This window comes from Pararhizobium sp. A13 (assembly GCF_040126305.1).
Classification (GTDB): domain Bacteria; phylum Pseudomonadota; class Alphaproteobacteria; order Rhizobiales; family Rhizobiaceae; genus Pararhizobium.
The window spans coordinates 2,701,749-2,721,959 of the sequence record NZ_CP149510.1 but is presented as its reverse complement, the minus strand read 5'-3'; the positions used below and the strand labels follow the sequence as shown (position 1 = coordinate 2,721,959).

Below are 20,211 nucleotides of genomic sequence, written 5' to 3'. Positions count from 1 at the left end.
CATATCGAACGCCAGCGCGGGACGAAACGGGATTGCGCTGACAGAACGACAACGGATTGCCTGGCTGAGGCTGATCCGCAGCGACAATGTCGGCCCGTGACGTTTCGTGATCTCATCAATCATTTCGGCTCCGCCGAAACGGCGCTCGAAATGCTGCCCGAACTGTCGCGCGGCGGCGGCTCCACCCGCGCGATCCGTGTCGCCACCGTGGCCGAAGCGGAAAAGGAGCTGGCTAGCGCCCATCGTTTCGGCGCCCGTTTCCTTGGCATCGGGGAGCCCGACTATCCGCAGGCCCTGCGCCAGATCGACGACGCACCGCCCCTCTTCGCCGTCAAGGGCAATCCGGCCATCGGCACCGTGCCCTCGCTCGGCATCGTCGGTTCGCGCAACGCCTCGATCAGCGGCACCAAATCTGCCGCGATGATCGCGCGCGACGTCGGCCGTGCGGGCTACTCCATTATTATGTCGGGGCTCGCCCGCGGCATCGATACGGCGGCACATCGCGCCAGCCTCGACACGGGCACGATCGCGGCGCTTGCCGGCGGTCTCGACCAGCCCCATCCGCCCGAAAATAGCGGTCTGCTGGACGAGATCACCGAAGGCAATGGCCTGGCAATCAGCGAGATGCCGTTCGGCTGGGAACCGCGTGCCCGTGATTTTCCACGCCGCAACCGCTTGATCGCCGCCTCGGGCTTGCCGTGGTCGAGGCAGCCTCCCGCTCCGGCTCGCTGATTACTGTGCGCTATGCCGCCGATTTCGGCAGGCTGGTCTTTGCCGTGCCCGGCTCGCCGCTCGATCCGCGCTGCCACGGCACCAATGGTCTCCTGAAGGAGGGGGCGATCGTAACGACGGAAGCGCAGGATTCCTGCAAGCACTGGCGCCCCTTAGCCGTATCGACCTTTTCACGCCGCCGCAGGCGGAGGAACCGGGCGAACATGATGCCAAGCCGATGGCGCCGCCGCCGAATGAGAATGATCGCGTGCGGATCACCGATGCGCTTGGGCCAACGCCCGTCGAGATCGACGACATCATCGGCCACACCGGCCTTTCCGCGTCGGCCGTCTACCTCGTCCTTTTAGAACTGGATCTTGCCGGACGGCTTCACCGGCATCCCGGCGGCCTTGTTTCGCTCGCCATTGGCGAATGACAGCTGCCGCTTGCCCGACAGGATGTCGCCGGCCTCGACGAAGGCCATCTCGATCAGGTAACACAACATGTCAGCGCCCTCGTTGCTGGCGACACCACGCAGTTCGCCCAGATCTGCCGGATATAGATGATCTTGTCACGTGTCTGAGCGTCTCTCTTGCCGGCGCCGGGTGAATTCGGAATCATCGGTTTTCCCTGCTGTGCATTCAACTCCGCCCGCAAACAGGGCGCATATGCCCGAGCGGAACCCAGTTCAACGCCCTTCGGTTGTGACATCGCCGCCGCGCGCATCGGAAGGCTGAAAGCTCCCGTTCGGCCTCTTTCCAGCCAGGTCGATTACACTTCAAAGACGATAACGCATTTATCTCTAATTGCAATACGTACAAAATCTCCCATGGGTTGCATAGCGCTGTATAGGCTTATTTTCAGCCCGGCACTTGACCGCAGGCGAATCCCTGTCCATGTCGGGGCTTCGATATTTCCCATTGTGCCGCCTCTTCCCGGCATGGCACAGCTTTGAACGGTTGCTCTAAGAATATGACCATGAATGTTGTCGTCGTGGAATCGCCCGCAAAGGCGAAGACCATCAACAAGTATCTCGGGCCAGGCTACAAGGTGCTTGCCTCCTTCGGCCACGTCCGCGACTTGCCGGCCAAGGACGGTTCCGTCCTGCCGGATGACGATTTCGCCATGCTGTGGGAGGTGGACAGCTCGTCCGCCAAACGCATGAAGGACATCGGCGATGCCTTGAAGACCTCGGACGGCCTCATTCTTGCAACCGACCCGGATCGCGAGGGAGAAGCGATTTCCTGGCACGTGCTCGATCTTCTGAAAAAGAAGAAGCTGATCGGCGACAAGCCGGTAAGCCGCGTTGTCTTCAACGCCATCACCAAGAAGGCCGTGCTCGATGCCATGGCCAATCCGCGCGATATCGACGTACCGCTGGTCGATGCCTACCTGGCCCGCCGCGCGCTCGACTATCTCGTCGGCTTCAACCTGTCGCCGGTTCTCTGGCGCAAGCTGCCGGGTGCCCGTTCGGCTGGCCGCGTACAGTCCGTCGCTCTGCGCCTTGTCTGCGACCGGGAATCCGAAATCGAGCGCTTCGTTTCGGAAGAGTACTGGAACCTCTCGGCGCTCCTGAAGACGCCGCGCGGCGATGAATTCGAGGCACGGCTGGTATCGGCCGAAGGCAGGCGGCTACAGCCCCGTTCCGTTACCAATGGCGAGGATGCCGGCAAGCTCAAGGCCCTGCTCGAAGGTGCTGCTTACGTGGTCGAAAGCATCGAGGCGAAGCCGGTCAAGCGCAACCCATCGCCGCCCTTCACCACGTCGACCCTGCAGCAGGCGGCCTCCTCCAAGCTCGGCTTTTCCGCGTCCCGCACCATGCAGGTGGCGCAGAAGCTCTACGAGGGTGTCGATCTCGGCGGCGAGACAGTGGGTCTGATCACCTACATGCGTACCGATGGCGTGCAGATGGCCGCGGAAGCCATCGATGCAGCCCGCAGTGCGATCGGCAGTCAGTTCGGCAGCCGTTACGTGCCGGAAAAGGCAAGGCTCTATTCGACCAAGGCGAAGAATGCCCAGGAAGCGCACGAAGCCGTACGTCCCACCGATTTCAACCGCACGCCCGACCAGGTGAAGCGTTTCCTTGATGCCGACCAGCTGCGCCTCTATGACCTGATCTGGAAACGCGGTATCGCCAGCCAGATGGCATCGGCCGAGATCGAGCGCACGACGGTCGAGATCCTTGCCGATAACAATGGACAGAAGGCTGGCCTTCGTGCCGTCGGCTCCGTCATCCGCTTCGACGGCTTCATCGCGGCCTATACCGACGCCAAGGAAGACGGCGAGCAGAGCGATGACGGCGACGAGGATGGCCGCCTCCCCGAGATCAACGCCCGCGAAAACCTCGCCAAGCAGAAGGTCAACTCGACCCAGCACTTCACCGAGCCGCCACCGCGCTATTCGGAAGCGACACTGATCAAGAAGATGGAAGAACTCGGTATCGGCCGTCCTTCCACCTATGCCGCGACGCTCGCCACATTGCGGGACCGCGAATATGTGACCATCGACAAGCGCAAGCTGATCCCGGAGGCCAAGGGCCGCCTGGTGACGGCCTTTCTCGAGAGCTTCTTCTCGCGCTACGTCGAATATGATTTCACGGCGTCGCTGGAAGAAAAGCTCGACCAGATTTCCGCCGGTGAGCTGAACTGGAAGGATGTTCTTCGCGATTTCTGGAAGGACTTCTTCGCTCAGATCGAGGACACCAAGGAACTTCGCGTCACCAACGTTCTCGATGCCTTGAACGAAGAGCTGGCACCGCTGGTCTTCCCGAAGCGCGAGGACGGCAGCGATCCGCGCATCTGCCAAGTCTGCGGCACCGGCAAGCTGTCGCTGAAGCTCGGCAAATACGGCGCCTTCGTCGGCTGCTCGAACTATCCGGAATGCAACTTCACCCGACAGCTCTCCTCCGACAGCAACGGCGGCGACGAGGCTTCCGTATCGAACGAACCGCAGTCGCTCGGCAAGGATCCGCACACCGGCGAGGAAATCACCCTGCGCTCCGGTCGTTTCGGGCCTTATGTCCAGCGCGGCGACGGCAAGGAAGCCAAGCGTTCGAGCCTGCCCAAGGGCTGGACACCGGCGACCATCGATCACGAGAAGGCGCTGGCGCTTCTCTCCTTGCCGCGCGACATCGGTGCCCATCCGGAAACCGGCAAGATGATCTCCTCCGGCCTCGGCCGCTACGGACCGTTCATCCTGCATGACGGTACCTATGCGAATGTCGATTCGATCGAGGACGTCTTCTCGATCGGTCTCAACCGCGCCGTCTCCGTGCTCGCCGACAAACAGTCGAAGGGGCCTGGTGGCCGCGGTCGCACCGCGGCAGCGGCTCTGAAGGAGATCGGCGACCACCCGGATGGCGGGGCTATCACCGTCCGCGACGGCAAATACGGTCCTTACGTCAACTGGGGCAAGGTCAACGCGACGCTGCCGAAGGGCAAGGACCCCGCGGCGGTGACGCTGGAAGATGCGCTTCTCCTCATTGCGGAGCGCATCGCCAAGGGCGGTATCAAGACGACCAAGGCGAAGGCGACCAAAACGGCAAAGCCCAACGCAGCAAAGGCTGAAGGCGTCGCCACGAAGACGGCCAAGCCGAAAGCGGCAGCCAAACCCAAGGCGGCCGCCAAGCCGAAGACGGCAGCAAAAGCCAAGAAGGGCTGAACGTGACCAGGACACCGCACGATCGACCCGAACGGCCCGGCAAACCCGCAGTCCGCCTCGGACGCGCGGGCAAGAAGATGCCGGTTCCAGCTGACGACACCGTGATCATTCACGGCGCCGTGCCGCCGCGCGGCGTGCTGATGCGCTTCATCGCCGACAATCCGGACAAGGCGTCGAAGCGCGAGATTTCCAAGGCCTTCGGCCTGAAGGGTGAAACGCGCGTCGAGCTCAAGGCGCTTTTGCGTGAGCTCGAAGAAGAGGGAATGCTCGAAAAGAAGCGCAAGTCGCTGGTGCGTCCCGGCGCCCTGCCGCCGGTCACCGTGCTCGACATCACCACCCGCGACAAGGACGGCGAACTGATCGGCCGCCCCGCCGAATGGCCGGAGGATGCGGGCGTCGCGCCGGCTGTCGCTATTCGCCAATCCACCGTCGGCAAGGCCAAGGGCAAGACGCAGGTCGGCGGGCTTGGCGACCGCGTGCTGGCAAAGATTTTCCCGTCCAAGGACCGCGCCGGGCCAGCCTACACGGCACGCATCATCAAGGTTCTCGACAGGAAACGCAGCGGCAACGCCGCGCTCGGCGTCTTCCGTGCGTCACCCGACGGCGGCGGTCGCATCATGCCGATCGAGAAGCGTGGCGAGGAACTGCAGGTCGATTCCGGTCATGAGGGACAGGCGCAGGACGGCGATCTGGTCGAGGTGGAAATCGCCCGCATCGGCCGCTTCGGCCTGCCGCGCGCGCAGGTGAAATCGATCATCGGCTCGGTCGCTACGGAAAAGGCGATCTCGATGATCGCAATCCACGCTCACGGCATTCCCTATATTTTCCCCGACAGCGTTATCCGCGAAGCCGAGGCGGCCGGTCCCGCCACCATGTCGCACCGGGAGGACTGGCGCTCGCTGCCGCTGATCACCATCGATCCGGCCGACGCCAAGGACCATGACGACGCGGTGCATGCGGAGCCCGATACATCACCCGAAAATCCGGGCGGCGTCATCGTTACCGTCGCGATCGCCGACGTCTCCTGGTATGTGCGGCCGAAATCGGCACTCGACCAGGAAGCCCTGAAGCGTGGTAATTCGGTCTATTTCCCCGACCGCGTCGTGCCGATGCTGCCGGAACGCATATCCAACGAGCTCTGCTCGCTGAAACAAGGTGTCGACCGGCCGGCGCTTGCCGTCCGCATGCGCTTCTCGAAAGAAGGCCGCAAGGCCGGCCACACCTTCCACCGCATCATGATGAAGAGTGCGGCGAAGCTCTCCTATCAACAGGCTCAGGCGGCGATCGACGGCAATCCGGACGACCAGACCGGGCCGCTGCTCGAACCCATCCTGAAGCCGCTGTGGGATGCCTACGGCATATTGACCCGCGGTCGCGAACGCCGCCAGCCGCTCGAACTCAATATGCCCGAGCGTAAGATCATCCTGAAGCCGGACGGCACCGTCGATCGGGTTCTCGTGCCCGAACGCCTCGATGCTCACAAGCTGATCGAGGAGATGATGATTCAGGCGAATGTGGCAGCAGCCGAAACGCTGGAAACCAAGCGCCAGCCGCTGGTCTACCGGGTCCACGACGCGCCGTCGCTCGCCAAGCAGGAAAGCCTGCGCGAGTTTCTGGCCACTTTGGACCTCTCCCTGGTCAAGGGCGGCAACCTGCGCTCCAACCATTTCAACGGCATCCTGTCGAAGGCCGAAGGCCAGCCCTACGAGACCATGGTCAACGAGATGGTGCTGCGCTCCCAGAGCCAGGCGATCTACAGCCCCGAAAATATCGGCCATTTCGGCCTCAACCTGATGAAATACGCGCATTTCACCTCGCCCATCCGCCGCTATGCCGACCTGATCGTGCATCGGGCGCTGGTCGGCACGCTTGGGCTCGGCGAAGGCGGTATCACGCCGGCCGAGGAAACGGCCCTCAACGATATCGCTGCGGAAATTTCGACCTTCGAGCGCCGCGCGATGGCGGCGGAGCGTGACACCGTCGACCGGCTGATCGCGCATCACCTGAGCGGCCGGGTCAACGAGGAATTTGACGGGCGCATATCAGGCGTGACCAAATCGGGACTATTTGTCACCCTTCCGGCCTATGGCGCGGACGGTTTCGTGCCTATATCTACGCTGGGACGCGACTATTTCATCTATGACGAGGCGCATCAGGCCCTTTCCGGTGAAAAAACCGGGCTCGGTTATCGCCTCGGTGATCCGGTCCGCGTCAAACTGGTGGAAGCCGTGCCGCTTGCCGGCGCGCTCCGCTTCGAGATGCTCAGCGAAGGACGCAAGATGCCGACGGCGACCCGCTCCTTCCACAAATCCGGCCGCCGGGATCGCAGCGGCGCCCGCAAGATGCCGGGAACGCGACCACCGCGCGGCAGGCGATAAGGGACGTGAAGGCAAAGCCTGCGTCCGCAGATTGAGGATATGGACATGCAGGCAACTGGCAGCACTCCGGAAACAGTCCACTTCGAACAGGCACGCGAGGCTGAGCGACCCGTCGGACGGTCGATCAAGCGCGGGCTGTTGAACACCTGCCCGGCCTGCGGCAGCGGCAGGCTTTTCGGCCGGTTCCTGAAGACCGTGCATGCCTGCGAAGCCTGTGGCGAACGGCTCGACGAGCATCGCGCCGACGACTTTCCTCCCTACATCGTCGTGACGATCATGGGCCATATCGTTCTCGGCGGCTTCATGATGACCGAAATGATCCTGCCGCTCTCCAACTGGGGCCACCTGGCCATCTGGGTGCCGATCACCATCCTCGGCTCGCTCGGCCTGATGCAGCCCGTCAAGGGTGGTGTCGTCGGCCTGCAATGGGCGCTGCGCATGCACGGCTTCGGCGGCCATGAGGATGCGCCGGAAGACGTTCTGCCCCTCACGGACCGTACTGCGTGACGGGCAGCGGCGGCGGGCCGGCCGAAGGCCCGCTCTCCACCACGCAGAGACCTCGTTCGCCGCGGCCGCTCGATGCCGCGTCGATCATGCTGCTCGATCGTTCACAGGCTCAGGTGCGGGTGCTTGTCGGCAGGCGCAACAAGGCGCATGTCTTCATGCCGGATCTGCACGTGTTCCCCGGCGGACGCAGGGACAGGTCGGACTATAAACTCCCCTGGGCCAGCGATATTCATCCGGCCGTGCTGGAACGTCTGAAAGCCTGTTGCGGGCCACGCGCCTCCGAAAGCCGGCTACGCGCCCTCGCCCTTGCCGCCCTTCGCGAACTCCACGAAGAGGCCAGCATCGCTGTTGGCCGCAAAGAGTGCGGAAACACTCAGTTACCTTTCCTTCCCGATCTCACAAACTTGCGCTATATGGCACGGGCGATTACCCCTCCGGGATTTCCGCGCCGGTTCGACACCCACTTTTTCGCCCTTTTCACGGACGAGGCAGGTGTGGGACCCGCGGATATCCGCGACAGCCGGGAGCTCGAAGATTTGAGATGGATTGATGTGAACGATGTTTCGGCCGTGCGCATGCCCGACATCACCGGGATCATCCTCGCCGATTTGAGGGCAAGCCTTGAATCCGATGCGTCTCTGCCCTTTGGAAGGCCGGTGCCGTTCTATTACACGCGTCATGGGCGATTCGTCCGAGACCTTCTCTAAGGAATTTCATTGCATGTCACAGCCGCCGTCCGGCACGCCAGCGCCGGTTGAGGAGATACACTGGCTATCGCTGATCGCTGCGGTCGCCGCCATTACGGCGGTGGGCATCGCGATCGGCCTCGGCCTGCCGCTGCTCAGCATCATCATGGAGAAGCGCGGCATTTCCTCGACGCTGATCGGCCTGAACTCGGCCATGGCCGGCCTTGCCTCCATGGCAGCGGCCGCCGTTACGGCGAAAATCGCCCACGATTACGGCGTCGCCAACACGATGCTCATGGCAGTGCTCCTGTCCGCCCTGAGCGCCATCGGTTTCTACTACATCGAGAATTTCTGGCTCTGGTTCCCGCTGCGCGTCGTCTTCCACGGTGCGATCACCGTTCTGTTCGTGCTGTCCGAGTTCTGGATCAACGCCACCGCGCCGCCGAGCCGCCGGGGGCTCGTCCTCGGCATCTACGGCACCGTCCTGTCGCTGGGTTTTGCGACCGGGCCCCTGCTCTTCTCGATCCTCGGCAGCGAGGGCATCCTGCCCTTCGCGGTTGGCGCCGGCGTGATTCTGCTTGCCGCCATCCCGATCTTTATCGCCCGCAATGAAAGCCCGGAGCTTAATGAGAAGCCGGAACTGCATTTCATGCGCTATGTCTTCCTCGTGCCGACCGCGACGGCCGCAGTCTTCATTTTCGGCGCCGTCGAATCAGGCGGCCTCTCGCTCTTCCCGATCTACGGAACGCGCGGCGGCTTCACCGAATCGCAGGCAGCGCTGCTCCTGACCGTCATGGGCGTCGGCAATGTGATTTTCCAGATCCCGCTCGGCATGCTGTCGGACCGCATGAAGGACCGCCGCAATCTTCTGGCTATGATGACTGTCGTCGGGTTGGTCGGCGCGCTGTGTCTGCCGATGCTGCAAGGCAACTGGTGGTTGATGGCGGTCGTACTCCTGTTCTGGGGCGGCAGCGTCTCGGGCCTTTATACCGTGGGTCTGAGCCATCTCGGCTCGCGCCTGCACGGCGCCGACCTTGCGGCCGCCAATGCCGCCTTCATCTTCTCCTATGCGGTCGGCACTGTGGCTGGCCCGCAGGCCATTGGAGCCGCCATGGACATTACCGGCAACGACGGTTTTGCCTGGGCGATCGCCGCTTTCTTCGGGCTATATGTGGTACTTTCCGTGATCAGGATCGTTTTCAACCCAAAACGGACTTGACTTTTCGGGCGCGATTTGTAGTTTCGCGCCAAGTTTGCCGGGACCCGCCTTGGATGTCCGCGGCTTTGTTTTTTATAAAGGCAGGACGACCATGGCGAAAGCTGCAAAAATCAAGATCAAGCTGCTGTCGACGGCCGACACGGGTTTCTTCTACGTAACCTCCAAGAACAGCCGCACCAAGACGGACAAGATGTCCTTTACAAAGTACGACCCGGTCGTACGCAAGCACGTCGAATTCAAGGAAACCAAGATCAAGTAAGATCTGGTTCCATTTGGAATGCAAAGGCGCCGGCTGAAAAGCCCGGCGCTTTTTTTTTGCGCTTGTGCCGGAAGGTGTGTCGGTCTGGTGACTTCGCGATCCCCCTCGCCGGCGCTGCCGCGAATCAAAACGCCGTCCCCGGGCAGGGACGGCGTTTCAATGGGTGTCGACTGATCGAAACCGCGGCACGAGGAACCGCATTGGTTACAGATCAGCCGACAAACCCCACGACCCAGGAGATGCGGCGGACCTGACATCATGGGGTAGTCGACGGGAGTTGATCCTCCCTTACCGATGAGAATTGACCTAAAATAAAAAAAAATCAATGAATTCTTAACCAAAGCCCAAGGGGGAGCGCAGACATGGTTAATTTTACCATTGCCTTACATATGCGCTACACGATTTTCGAACTGTGCCTGGCCCCAGATCACTGCTTCGTAAAAGTAATATGATATTTTCATAAAATAGGCGAATAGCAATATGAAAAAATCAGGCAGCTATTTCAATCGCCATAATATATTGAATTCATTATTTTAATTTTAGAAACAGACAATTCATCAATGCACGCCGCGCCGATATCCCATGGCTTTGGACAGCAATCATGACATGCAGTGTGCGACGCCGACGCGTTTGACGCTTAGCCAGGTAAACCAAGCGAGCTAAATCCGTTTTTCTGTGGAAAACTGCGCCATATGCGGAAATTTTGTGCCAGTTCGGCTCAGGCTGCGGCGGCAACCACCTGGTTCCTGCCGTTGTTCTTGGCCTGGTAGAGCGCGGTGTCAGCGCGTTTTAACAATGCCTCCGGCGTGTCGCCCCCCGGATTGAGCGTGGCTATTCCAAGAGACGCGGTTATCGACAGAATAGTGTCGGCGTTCTGGAGAGAGAAAGGCCTGTCTTCGACGATCGTGCGCAGACGCTCGGCAATGGCGGCAGCCGCATCGGCGGGCGTATCCGGCATGACCAGGACGAATTCTTCGCCGCCAAACCGGCATGCGAGATCGGCGCCGCGCACTGTCGAGCGGACCCGGTGCGCAAATTCGCGCAGCACCTCGTCGCCGGCGTCATGTCCATGGGTATCGTTGACGCTCTTGAACCGGTCGATATCGGTGATGCAGATCGACAAGGGCCGGCCGCGAGCAATGGCACGATCGACCAGCAGCTTCAGATGACTGTCGAGATAACGGCGATTGTGCAGCCCGGTCAGCCCATCGGTGACCGCAAGCTCAATCGTCTGTCTGACGCTCGCCCGAAGCCGGTCGTTGCAGTGCTTGCGGCGGATCTGCGTCAGACTGCGCGCGACGAGCTCGTTGGGATCGACCGGACGCATCAGATAATCGGTGACGCCGAGATCGAGCGCGCGCACGACCATTTCCTCATGCCCCTGCTCGGCAATCAGCAGGAGCGGAATATAACGCGTGCGTTCCAGCGAGCGGAGCTGCGAGCAGAGCCGCAAGGGATCGTAGCTGTCGAAATTCGAATTGATGATGACGAGATCGAAGCTGTTTTCGGCCGCCTCGAAAAGTGCGGCCTGCGGATCGGACATCGCCGTCACCCGAGCCACAGGCTGCAGCGCACGGGTAAGCCGCTCCTGTGAGCTGCCGCGGCCATCGACCAAGAGGACATTGCCGAATTCGTCGGGCCGATCGGTGAAGGTCAGATCCTGCAGACCGACGCTATGGGCCGTCTCGGCGCGCAGGCGCAGCTCATCGCTGACGTTCTTCAACCGCACGAGGCTCTTGACGCGCGACATTAGTTGCAAGTCGTTGACCGGCTTGGTGAGGAAATCGTCGGCGCCGGCCTTCAGGCCGCGCACCCGGTCGGACGGCTGGTCGAGCGCCGTCACCATGACCACAGGGATATGCGCCGTGCGAGAATTCGCCTTCAGGCGCTCGCAGACTTCGAAGCCGTCGATGCCGGGCATCATGATGTCGAGCAGGATCAGATCGACCGGCTGCTGGTCGCAGATTGCCAGCGCTTGATAACCGTCGGCGGCCGTCAGCACGTCGAAATACTCGGCCACGAGCCGCGCTTCGAGCAGCTTGACATTGGCCGGGATGTCATCGACGACAAGAATACGCGCGGTCATGCAATCTTTCCTGCCAATGAGCGCTTGACGTTGCATCAAACGCAAAACTCGTTAAAGCGGCCTCCGATAGCCGCTCGGCGCCGCTTCAGGCGTCGCCCAAATAAGTCTTGATCGTTTCAATAAATTTCGGCACCGAGATCGGCTTGGAGACATAGGCCTCGCAGCCTCCCTGCCTGATACGCTCCTCGTCGCCCTTCATGGCAAAGGCCGTGACGGCAATGACGGGGATCACGTGCAATTCGTCATCTTCCTTCAGCCACTTGGTCACCTCGAGCCCGGAAACCTCCGGAAGCTGGATGTCCATCAGAATCAGGTCCGGGCGATGTTTTCGCGCAAGATCAAGGGCTTCCATACCGTTGCGGGTCTGGATGGTCGTGTAACCGGACGCCTCGATCAGGTCACGAAAGAGCTTCATATTCAGCTCGTTATCTTCAACAATCATCACCTGCTTGGGCATTTCGATCCCTTGTTTTGCGGCTCCGGCTTGCAAGCCCGGCGCATCCAGATAAGTTGCGCGCGGATGATTTCACCTGTTCCCGGAAACCTGACGCTAAAGCTATTTGGTTGAAAAACAGGTAATATTCGGTGAAAAAATCACCGGAAGGAAAGATAGGACAGACGCCCTTGACACCCGCAGAAGAAACAGCGATCACCGTCCTCTCATGGCTGGCAAACGAGCCGGAGCTGCTTGGACGTTTCCTGGCATTGACGGGGACCGATGCATCCTCCTTGCGCCATGCCGCAGCCGATCCCGGCTTTCTGGCAGGCGTTGTCGATTTCCTGATGGGCCATGAGCCGACGCTGCTTTCCTTCTGCGCGGCGACCGGCACGCCGCCGGAAGACGTCGTGCGCGCGCACATGGTTCTGTCCGGCCCCGACAATCCGGGGGATTTCTGACGGTGGCGGATGTGCTCTCCCTGGACCATGTCCGGCTGACGAACCGGCCGCTGATCATCTGCGATATCGACGAGGTGGTGCTCGAATTCCTGACGCCGTTCCGCAATTTCCTGCGCGCTTCCGGCCGCGACCTCTTGCCGCGATCGTTTCGCCTGCATGGCAATATCGTGCAAATCGAGAGCGGCGAGACGGTTGCCGACGATCTGGTCTCGGCCCTGCAGGAGGAATTCTTCTTGCGGCAGCAGGACTGGCAGACGCCGGCGGCGCTCGCGGTCGAGACGCTGGCCGAACTCGCCGGAGAGGCGGATATCGTTTTCCTCACAGCCATGCCGCCTCGCCACGCTGCCGTTCGCCGCGCCCTGCTCGACCGTTTCAGTCTTCGCTATCCGCTGGTTGCCACCGAGGACGCGAAAGGTCCCATCGTCAAGCGGCTGCACGCCGGACGCAAGCTTCCCTTCGCTTTCATCGATGATATCTCGCGCAACCTTCATTCCGTTCGCGAACACGCCCCAGACTGCCTTCTCGTCAATCTCATGGTCAATGCTGATTTCCGACCGCTGGCGCCGGATCCCGGGGAAGGCGTGACCAAAGCCGGCGACTGGACGGAAGTGGCGCGGATCATCCGCGCCCATATTTCCCGCTAGCTTCGGCGTCGTTTCCATCACCGCAGCTCCAGACGCATCAGCGGCCGCCCATCCTTGCGCCTGGCCACCTCCGCAAAGCCGGCGGCCTCGAAAATGCGGGTCGAACCGACAAAAAGGCCAATCGATTTCGACTGTTTGGTCCTGTCGATCGGACAGGCCTCCAGAACGCGCGCCGCATTGTCCTTGGCAAAGGCGATGGCTTCCGACAGCATTCTGTGGCTCACCCCCTTCCCGCGCTGTTGGCGCGGCATGTAGAAGCAACTGACCGCCCAGACCGCGGGATCCGTCGCGTCCCCGGGAGAAAGCGGCCTCGATACCGTTTTCGGCGAGTTCCATTGCGGCAGATCGGCGCGCGGTCCGACCTGCACCCAGGCGATGGCCTGCCCGTCGCAATAGCCGAGCAGGCCGGGCGGCGGCCCTTCTGCCACCCGCTTGTGAATGAACATGCGCTTGGCATCCGCATTCATTTCCTGTCGGTCTTTCGCTAAGACGCGAAAATAGGTGCACCAACAGCCATAGCAGGCGCCCTGTGGTCCGAAAAGCGTCGCAAAATCATCCCAGCGATCCGGCGTAAGCGGCCGTGCTTCGAAATCTCCCGGCGTCACGTTCCCTTCCTTTTCGTCTTGAGACTCGGAAGTTTACGGCGTAATCTCGCCGCGTTCAACATTTGTTCTCACCATGACCGCGAACGAGGCTGCCATCCCGGGATTTTGCCGCGACTGCTTGCAACAGGCGACGACCGGACGACGGTGCACGGCCTGCGGCAGTCCGCGCCTGCTTTATAACGCCGAACTTCATCAGCTGACGCTTGCCCATATCGACTGCGACGCCTTCTATGCCTCGGTGGAGAAACGCGACAATCCGGAGCTCGCCGACAAGCCGGTGATCATCGGCGGCGGCAAGCGCGGCGTCGTCTCGACCGCCTGCTATATCGCCCGCATCCATGGCGTGCGCTCCGCGATGCCCATGTTCAAGGCGCTGGAGGCCTGCCCGCAGGCCATCGTCATCAAGCCGGACATGGAAAAATATGTCCGGGTCGGGCGTGAAGTGCGCACGCTGATGCAGGAGCTGACGCCCCTCGTGCAACCGCTTTCGATCGACGAAGCCTTCCTTGAGCTCAAGGGAACGGAGCGGCTGCATCACGATCCCCCTGCCCGGACGCTTGCAAAATTCGCCCGCCGCGTCGAACAGGAGATCGGTATCACCGTCTCGGTCGGCCTCTCCTATTGCAAGTTCCTCGCCAAGGTCGCCTCCGACTTGCAGAAGCCGCGCGGCTTTTCGGTCATCGGCGCTGCCGAGGCTTTGGACTTCTTGAGGGAGAAGCCAGTCACGCTGATCTGGGGTGTCGGCAAGGCCTTTGCCACGACGCTGGAGCGCGACGGCATCCGCACCATAGGCCAGTTGCAGACGATGGAAGAAACTGAGCTGATGAAGCGCTATGGCACGATGGGCCAGCGCCTCTATCGTCTCTCGCGTGGCCAGGACGAGCGCACGGTGGAAATCAACGGTGAAGCGAAAAGCGTTTCGTCGGAAACCACCTTCAACGACGATCTCTGCGACTATGACGCCCTGGTTTCGCATCTGCGCCGGCTGAGCGAGCAGGTGGCGCATCGGCTGAGGAAAGCCGATATCGCCGGCCAGACCGTCGTGCTGAAGCTGAAGACCGCCGACTTCAAGATCCGGACACGCAACCGCCGCCTCGACAGCCCGACCCGGCTGGCCGACCGCATCTTCCGCACCGGCATGCAGCTTCTCGACAGGGAAACCGACGGCACGAAATTCCGCCTGATCGGCATCGGCGTCAGCGATCTCTCCGACACCGGCCTTGCCGACCCGCCCGACCTTGTGGATGCCCAGGCGACGCGCCGCGCGGCGGCGGAAGCGGCGATCAACGTGCTGCGCGACAAGTTCGGCAAGGCGACGGTCGAGACCGGCTACACGTTCGGCAAGGGCCGGCGCGGAAAATAGCCAATGCAACTCTGCGCGTGTTCCAGCCGGAACAGCAAAGTTTCTTTAAATCTCTCAGGCTAGGGTCATCGTTCGTTGAATGCGTCCGGATGTATCCATGGTTTTGCGTCTTACATTTGGCATCGGCCTTGCTCTCGCCATGTCCGCCAGCACCGTGCTTGCGGCCGGCGCACAGGCCCCGCTGCAGATCGTCGTCTCCAAGGACCAGCAGTCGCTCGTCGTCTATGATGGCGACACGGTGGTTGCGACCTCCAACGTCTCGACCGGCAAGGCCGGTCATTCGACGCCGACCGGCATCTTCTCCATTCTGGAAAAGCGCCGCTTCCACAGGTCGAACATCTATTCGGACGCACCGATGCCCTTCATGCAGCGCCTGACCTGGTCGGGCATCGCTCTGCATGCGTCGAATCACGTTCCGGACTATCCTGCCTCGCACGGCTGTGTGCGCCTGCCGGACGATTTCGCCAAACAGTTGTTCAAGATGACCGAGCGCGGCCTGCATGTGCTGATCTCCGATCGCCAGCTGACGCCGGTTGCCATTGCCGATCCCTTCCTCTTTCAGCCGGCAGTCGTAGAACCCGTTTTGCTTTCGGATGTCACGCTGCGGCCCAGCGTCTCGCAGGTTCATATGAAAACGGTTGAAGTCGCCACGATTCAGGCGGAACCGGCCCAAACGGCGGCGGTCGAAACCGGACGGGAACCGCCGATCCGCATGCTGATTACCCATCGCGGCCAGCGGGAAATCACGCACGATGTCCAGACGCTGCTCAATCAACTCGGCTATGCCGCCGGAATCCCGGACGGCTATGCGGGCATGCAGACCGTGGAGGCCATCAAGGCCTTCCAGACGGCGGAAAAGCTCGCCATCGACGGCAGGATGACGCCCGCCTTTGTGGAAGCCCTCTATGCCAAGGCCGGCAAGGGCAAGCCGCCGAACGGCCAGCTTCTCGTTCGTCGCAATTTCGAGCCGTTGTTCGAAACGTCCGTGGTGATCGCGCAGTCCGAGATCGCGCTCGGCACGCATTTCCTGCAGTTCCAGAACATCGACACCTCGACCGGCAAGGGCGAGTGGTTCGCCATGACGCTCGACAACGCCCTGCCCGGCCCGATGAAGAAACGGCTGGGCATCACCCTGGAAGAGGATGCGATGGCGTTCAATGCCGTCCAGCGCACGATGGGCCGCATCACCATTCCGGACGATACACGCCAGCGGATCAACCAGCTGCTGACCGAGGGATCGTCGCTGACCATATCCGACATGGGCCTTGGACAGGAAACCGGCGACGGCACGGATTTCGTGACGATCACGCACGTGGCGCCGAAATCCTGAGCCGCATTGCGGCTTTCCGTTACACCAGTTCGACGTCGATCACGCCGGGCGCTGTTCGGAGCGCGGCTGCGATCTCGACCGAGATCCGGTATTTCTCGCTGAGCTCCACCTCGATCTCGCGCTGGCCATTGTCCTTGATGACGATGAAGGACACCAGGCCGTCGCCGCGCATGTTCAGATGTGTAGCGACGGAGCGCAGGGGGCCGGAATCGCGGACATAGACCCTGAGCGCCTTCTGCAGCTGCAGCGAGCGCTCCTCCAGAGATTGCAGCGTCTGGATGCGCAAGCCAATGCCTTCGGGCCGCTCTTCGGCCTGTACGGTCATCACCAGCGATTTGCCTGGCTCCAGCAGGTCGCGATACTGGTTGAGCGCCTCGGAAAAGAGCACCGCCTCGAACTGGCCGGTGGAATCGGAGAACGCGATAATGCCCATCTTGTTGCCGGTGCGGGTCTTGCGTTCCTGCTTGGAGGTCACTGTTCCCGCAAGCCGGCCGGCGGTCGCGCCTTTTTTCACGGAGGCAGCAAAATCGGCAAAGGTCTGGACGCGAATCTTGGCGAGCAGGTCGTTATAGGTGTCGAGCGGATGGGCGGAGAGATAGAAGCCCAGCACCTGGAACTCGCGGTGCAGCTTTTCCGACGCCAGCCAGGGCGCATAGGCCGGCAGGCTGATCTTTTCTGGCCCGGTGGCTGCGCCTGCTCCGAACATGTCGCTCTGGCCGCTGACCTTGTTCGCCTGGGCGATCTGCGCAAAACCGAGGATGCGGTCGAGACCACCCACGAGTTCGGCGCGGTCGTAGCCGAAACAATCGAAGGCGCCGGCGCAGATCAGGCTTTCGAAGACGCGGCGGTTGAGAAGCTTCGGATCGATCCGGAGGCAGAAGTCCTCGAGACTTGCGAAGGGTTCGTCGCCGCGCACCTCGACGATGTGATCGACCGCTGCCTCGCCGACACCCTTGATGGCGGCCAGCGAGTAGTAGATGCGGTTGTCACCCGTCTCGAACCGTCGGAACGACGACTGGACCGACGGCGGGATGACGGCGATACCAAGGCGCGCCGCATCCTGACGGAAATCGTTGATCTTGTCGGTGTTCGACATGTCGAGCGTCATCGACGCTGCCAGAAACTCGACCGGATAATGCGCCTTCAGATAGGCGGTCTGATAGGAGACGATAGCATAGGCAGCCGCGTGCGACTTGTTGAAGCCGTAGTTGGCGAACTTGGCCAGAAGATCGAAGATCATGTCAGACTGCGCCTTGGACACACCGTTGGCGACGGCGCCGTCGACGAAACGGGCGCGCTGCTTGTCCATCTCCTCCTTGATCTTCTTGCCCATGGCGCGGCGCAGAAGGTCGGCTTCGCCGAGCGAATAGCCCGACAGCACCTGGGCGATCTGCATCACCTGTTCCTGATAGACGATAACGCCCTGCGTCTCCTTCAAGAGGTAATCGATCTTCGGATGGATCGATTCGATCTCCTCCTCGCCATGCTTGCGGGCGTTGTAGACCGGGATGTTTTCCATCGGACCCGGACGATACAGCGCCACGAGCGCAATGATGTCCTCGATGCAGTCCGGCCGCATGCCGATCAGGGCCTTGCGCATGCCGGCACTTTCCACCTGAAACACGCCGACCGTGTCGCCCTTCGACAGCATCTCGTAGGTTTTCTGGTCGTCGAGCGGCAGCGCTTCGAGCTTGACCTCGATGTCGCGCTTCTTGATGAAATCGACAGCGACTTTAAGCACCGTCAGCGTCTTCAGGCCGAGGAAGTCGAACTTGACGAGACCGGCCTGCTCGACCCATTTCATGTTGAACTGGGTGACCGGCATGTCCGAGCGCGGATCGCGGTACATCGGCACCAGCTGCGACAGCGGCCGGTCGCCAATGACGATGCCGGCGGCATGGGTGGACGCGTGGCGGTAGAGACCCTCGATCTTCTGGGCGATATCGAGCAGGCGGCCGATCACCGGTTCCTTGTCGACCTCTTCCTGGAAGCGCGGCTCCTCCTCGATCGCCTTCGACAAAGGTGTCGGATTGGCCGGATTGTTCGGCACGAGCTTGCAGATCTTGTCGACCTGGCCATAGGGCATTTCGAGAACGCGGCCGACGTCGCGTAGGGCGGCGCGCGCCTGCAGCGATCCGAAGGTGATGATCTGCGCCACCTGCTCGCGGCCATACTTGCGCTGGACGTAGCGGATCACCTCTTCGCGGCGGTCCTGGCAGAAATCGATGTCGAAGTCGGGCATCGAGACGCGGTCCGGATTGAGGAAGCGTTCGAACAGCAGCGAGAAACGCAGGGGATCGACGTCGGTGATGGTCAGCGCATAGGCGACCAGCGATCCCGCCCCCGAGCCGCGGCCCGGGCCGACCGGGATATCCTGAAGCTTTGCCCATTTGATGAAGTCGGCAACGATCAGGAAGTAACCCGGGAACTTCATCTTCTCAATGACGCTGAGCTCGAAGTCGAGCCGCTCGCGATAGTCCGCCTCGGTGTAGCCGGGGGAAAGTCCAAGCTTCTGCAGCCGGTCTTCCAGTCCCTCGACGGCCTGGCGGCGCAGTTCCAGCGCCTCGGCGCGCTCGGCTTCCTTCGGATCATCGGATGCGCCGGTGAAGCGCGGCAGGATCGGTCCGCGCGTCTTCAAGACAAACGCGCAGCGCCTGGCGATCTCGATCGTGTTTTCCAGAGCTTCCGGCAGATCGGCAAACAAAGCCGCCATGTCCTTGCGGCTTTTCAGGTAGTGATCCGGCGTCAGGCGGAAGCGGCTGTCATCCGACACCATCGCATTGTGCGCGACAGCCATCAGCGCGTCATGCGCCTCGAATTCGGCCGGCGACGGAAAGAACGGCTCGTTGGTCGCCACCAGCGGCAGATCGAGCTTGTAGGCAAGATCGATGATCCGCCCTTCGTGGCGGCGGTCGTATTTGCCGTGACGCTGAAGCTCGACGTAAAGGCGGTTGCCGAACAAAGCGGCCAGCGTTTTCAACCGCGTCTCAGCCAGAGCTGCATGACCCGATTTCAGGGCCATGTCGACCGGTCCACCCGACGCGCCGGTGAGCGCAATCAACCCCTCCGTCCCGCCTTCCTGCAGCCAGGACAGCGCAATGCGGACTGACTGGTTGCCTTCGCCGCCGAGATAGGCGCGGCTGACGATATCGACGAGACGGACATAGCCGGCATCCGTCGCCGCGATCAGCACGATCGCCGGAAGTTTCGCCAAGTGCTGCGCGTGTCCGCGCTTGTCGCCTTCGGCCTCATCCTCCATGTCGATCGACAGCTGGCAGCCGATCAGGGGCTGCAGGCCATCGTCCATGCATTTCTGCGAGAATTCGAGCGCTGCAAACAGATTGTTGGTATCGGCGATGCCGATCGCCGGCTGACCGTCTGCAACGGCCTTGCCGATGATCTTCTTGATCGGTAAAGCGCCTTCGAGCAGCGAGAATGCCGAATGAACGCGAAGATGAACGAATTGCGGCGACGCGTTGCCTGAAACGCTGCTATCCTGTCGCTTGTCGCCTGTTGCGTCCGCCATTTGCGCACCCCGATTCCCGTGAGGGCTCAGGATATCCTGTTTCCGTCTTTCGATGTCCAGATTTCATCTGGCAGCTGCGGGCTTTTCCCGGCCATCCGCCGTTTGTCCACAGGGACGAAAGCCTGAAGCAACTGGCTGCGAAAAAATCACATGCCCATAACGATGATCGAAAAGCTGGCCACGAACATGGCGATCGAGGCGAAAGCAGCGAGGTCCCGAATAAAGTCAGTCATTTGAAGGCTCCTTTTTCGTTATGTTCTTTTTATGTTCTATTTATGTTCGCGCGTCAAGCAGCAGTTTGGAAGTTGTCCGCGGAGGGAAATGGCATGGTAAACATTTC

The 20,211-nt window shown here is 61.5% G+C and carries 14 protein-coding genes and 1 pseudogene; 11 read left to right on the top strand and 4 right to left on the bottom strand.

The genetic code is table 11. The annotated features are described in order from the left end of the window. Window position 1 precedes the first annotated feature (1 nt). From WI754_RS13350 to rpmG, 7 genes and pseudogenes are all read left to right on the top strand, one after another. Window positions 2-1,147, top strand: a pseudogene (locus tag WI754_RS13350) (DNA-processing protein DprA). Window positions 1,148-1,689: 542 nt separating this feature from the next. Then, on the top strand, window positions 1,690-4,371 hold the full coding sequence (gene topA / locus WI754_RS13345) for a type I DNA topoisomerase (protein WP_349433925.1): 2,682 nt from the start codon (window positions 1,690-1,692) through the stop codon (window positions 4,369-4,371). Between the two features lie 2 nt (window positions 4,372-4,373). Continuing rightward, window positions 4,374-6,749 carry a ribonuclease R gene (gene rnr / locus WI754_RS13340; protein ID WP_349433924.1) on the top strand — a complete coding sequence of 792 codons (2,376 nt, stop codon included), beginning with the start codon at window positions 4,374-4,376 and terminating at the stop codon, window positions 6,747-6,749. A gap of 45 nt (window positions 6,750-6,794) precedes the next feature. After that, on the top strand, window positions 6,795-7,256 hold the full coding sequence (locus WI754_RS13335) for a DUF983 domain-containing protein (RefSeq protein ID WP_349433922.1): 462 nt from the start codon (window positions 6,795-6,797) through the stop codon (window positions 7,254-7,256). An 86-nt stretch (window positions 7,257-7,342) separates the two neighbouring features. Next, a complete protein-coding gene (locus WI754_RS13330; RefSeq protein WP_349437808.1) occupies window positions 7,343-7,963 on the top strand; it encodes a hydrolase in 621 nt (206 codons plus the stop codon). Window positions 7,964-7,976: 13 nt separating this feature from the next. After that, window positions 7,977-9,161: an MFS transporter gene (locus tag WI754_RS13325; protein ID WP_349433920.1), complete on the top strand. Its 1,185-nt coding sequence runs from the start codon at window positions 7,977-7,979 to the stop codon at window positions 9,159-9,161. Between the two features lie 91 nt (window positions 9,162-9,252). Next, entirely contained in the window at window positions 9,253-9,420 is a 168-nt protein-coding gene (rpmG, locus tag WI754_RS13320; RefSeq protein WP_018325943.1) for a 50S ribosomal protein L33, read from the top strand. A gap of 718 nt (window positions 9,421-10,138) precedes the next feature. Here rpmG and WI754_RS13315 read toward each other — a convergent pair. Further along, complete coding sequence (locus WI754_RS13315; protein WP_349433918.1) at window positions 10,139-11,506, bottom strand: PleD family two-component system response regulator; 1,368 nt, start codon at window positions 11,504-11,506, stop codon at window positions 10,139-10,141. Between the two features lie 85 nt (window positions 11,507-11,591). Beyond that, complete coding sequence (locus WI754_RS13310; protein WP_003547430.1) at window positions 11,592-11,963, bottom strand: response regulator; 372 nt, start codon at window positions 11,961-11,963, stop codon at window positions 11,592-11,594. 167 nt (window positions 11,964-12,130) lie between these two features. On the opposite strand from WI754_RS13310, the gene WI754_RS13305 reads away from it, so the two are divergent. Next, window positions 12,131-12,403 carry a DUF3572 domain-containing protein gene (locus WI754_RS13305; RefSeq protein WP_349433915.1) on the top strand — a complete coding sequence of 91 codons (273 nt, stop codon included), beginning with the start codon at window positions 12,131-12,133 and terminating at the stop codon, window positions 12,401-12,403. A gap of 2 nt (window positions 12,404-12,405) precedes the next feature. Further along, the gene (locus WI754_RS13300; RefSeq protein WP_349433914.1) at window positions 12,406-13,047 is read left to right on the top strand and encodes a hypothetical protein; all 642 of its coding nucleotides are present in this window, start codon (window positions 12,406-12,408) and stop codon (window positions 13,045-13,047) included. 17 nt (window positions 13,048-13,064) lie between these two features. Here WI754_RS13300 and WI754_RS13295 read toward each other — a convergent pair whose 3' ends face one another. After that, a complete protein-coding gene (locus tag WI754_RS13295; protein WP_349433913.1) occupies window positions 13,065-13,652 on the bottom strand; it encodes a GNAT family N-acetyltransferase in 588 nt (195 codons plus the stop codon). A 73-nt stretch (window positions 13,653-13,725) separates the two neighbouring features. Here WI754_RS13295 and WI754_RS13290 point away from each other — a divergent pair, with 73 nt between their 5' ends. Both WI754_RS13290 and WI754_RS13285 read left to right on the top strand, forming a co-directional pair. After that, window positions 13,726-15,015 carry a DNA polymerase IV gene (locus WI754_RS13290; RefSeq protein ID WP_349433912.1) on the top strand — a complete coding sequence of 430 codons (1,290 nt, stop codon included), beginning with the start codon at window positions 13,726-13,728 and terminating at the stop codon, window positions 15,013-15,015. Window positions 15,016-15,112: 97 nt separating this feature from the next. Continuing rightward, on the top strand, window positions 15,113-16,345 hold the full coding sequence (locus WI754_RS13285; RefSeq protein ID WP_349433911.1) for a L,D-transpeptidase family protein: 1,233 nt from the start codon (window positions 15,113-15,115) through the stop codon (window positions 16,343-16,345). 19 nt (window positions 16,346-16,364) lie between these two features. On the opposite strand, the gene dnaE is transcribed toward WI754_RS13285, so the two are convergent. Beyond that, complete coding sequence (gene dnaE, locus WI754_RS13280; protein WP_349433910.1) at window positions 16,365-19,871, bottom strand: DNA polymerase III subunit alpha; 3,507 nt, start codon at window positions 19,869-19,871, stop codon at window positions 16,365-16,367. Window positions 19,872-20,211: the final 340 nt, after the last annotated feature.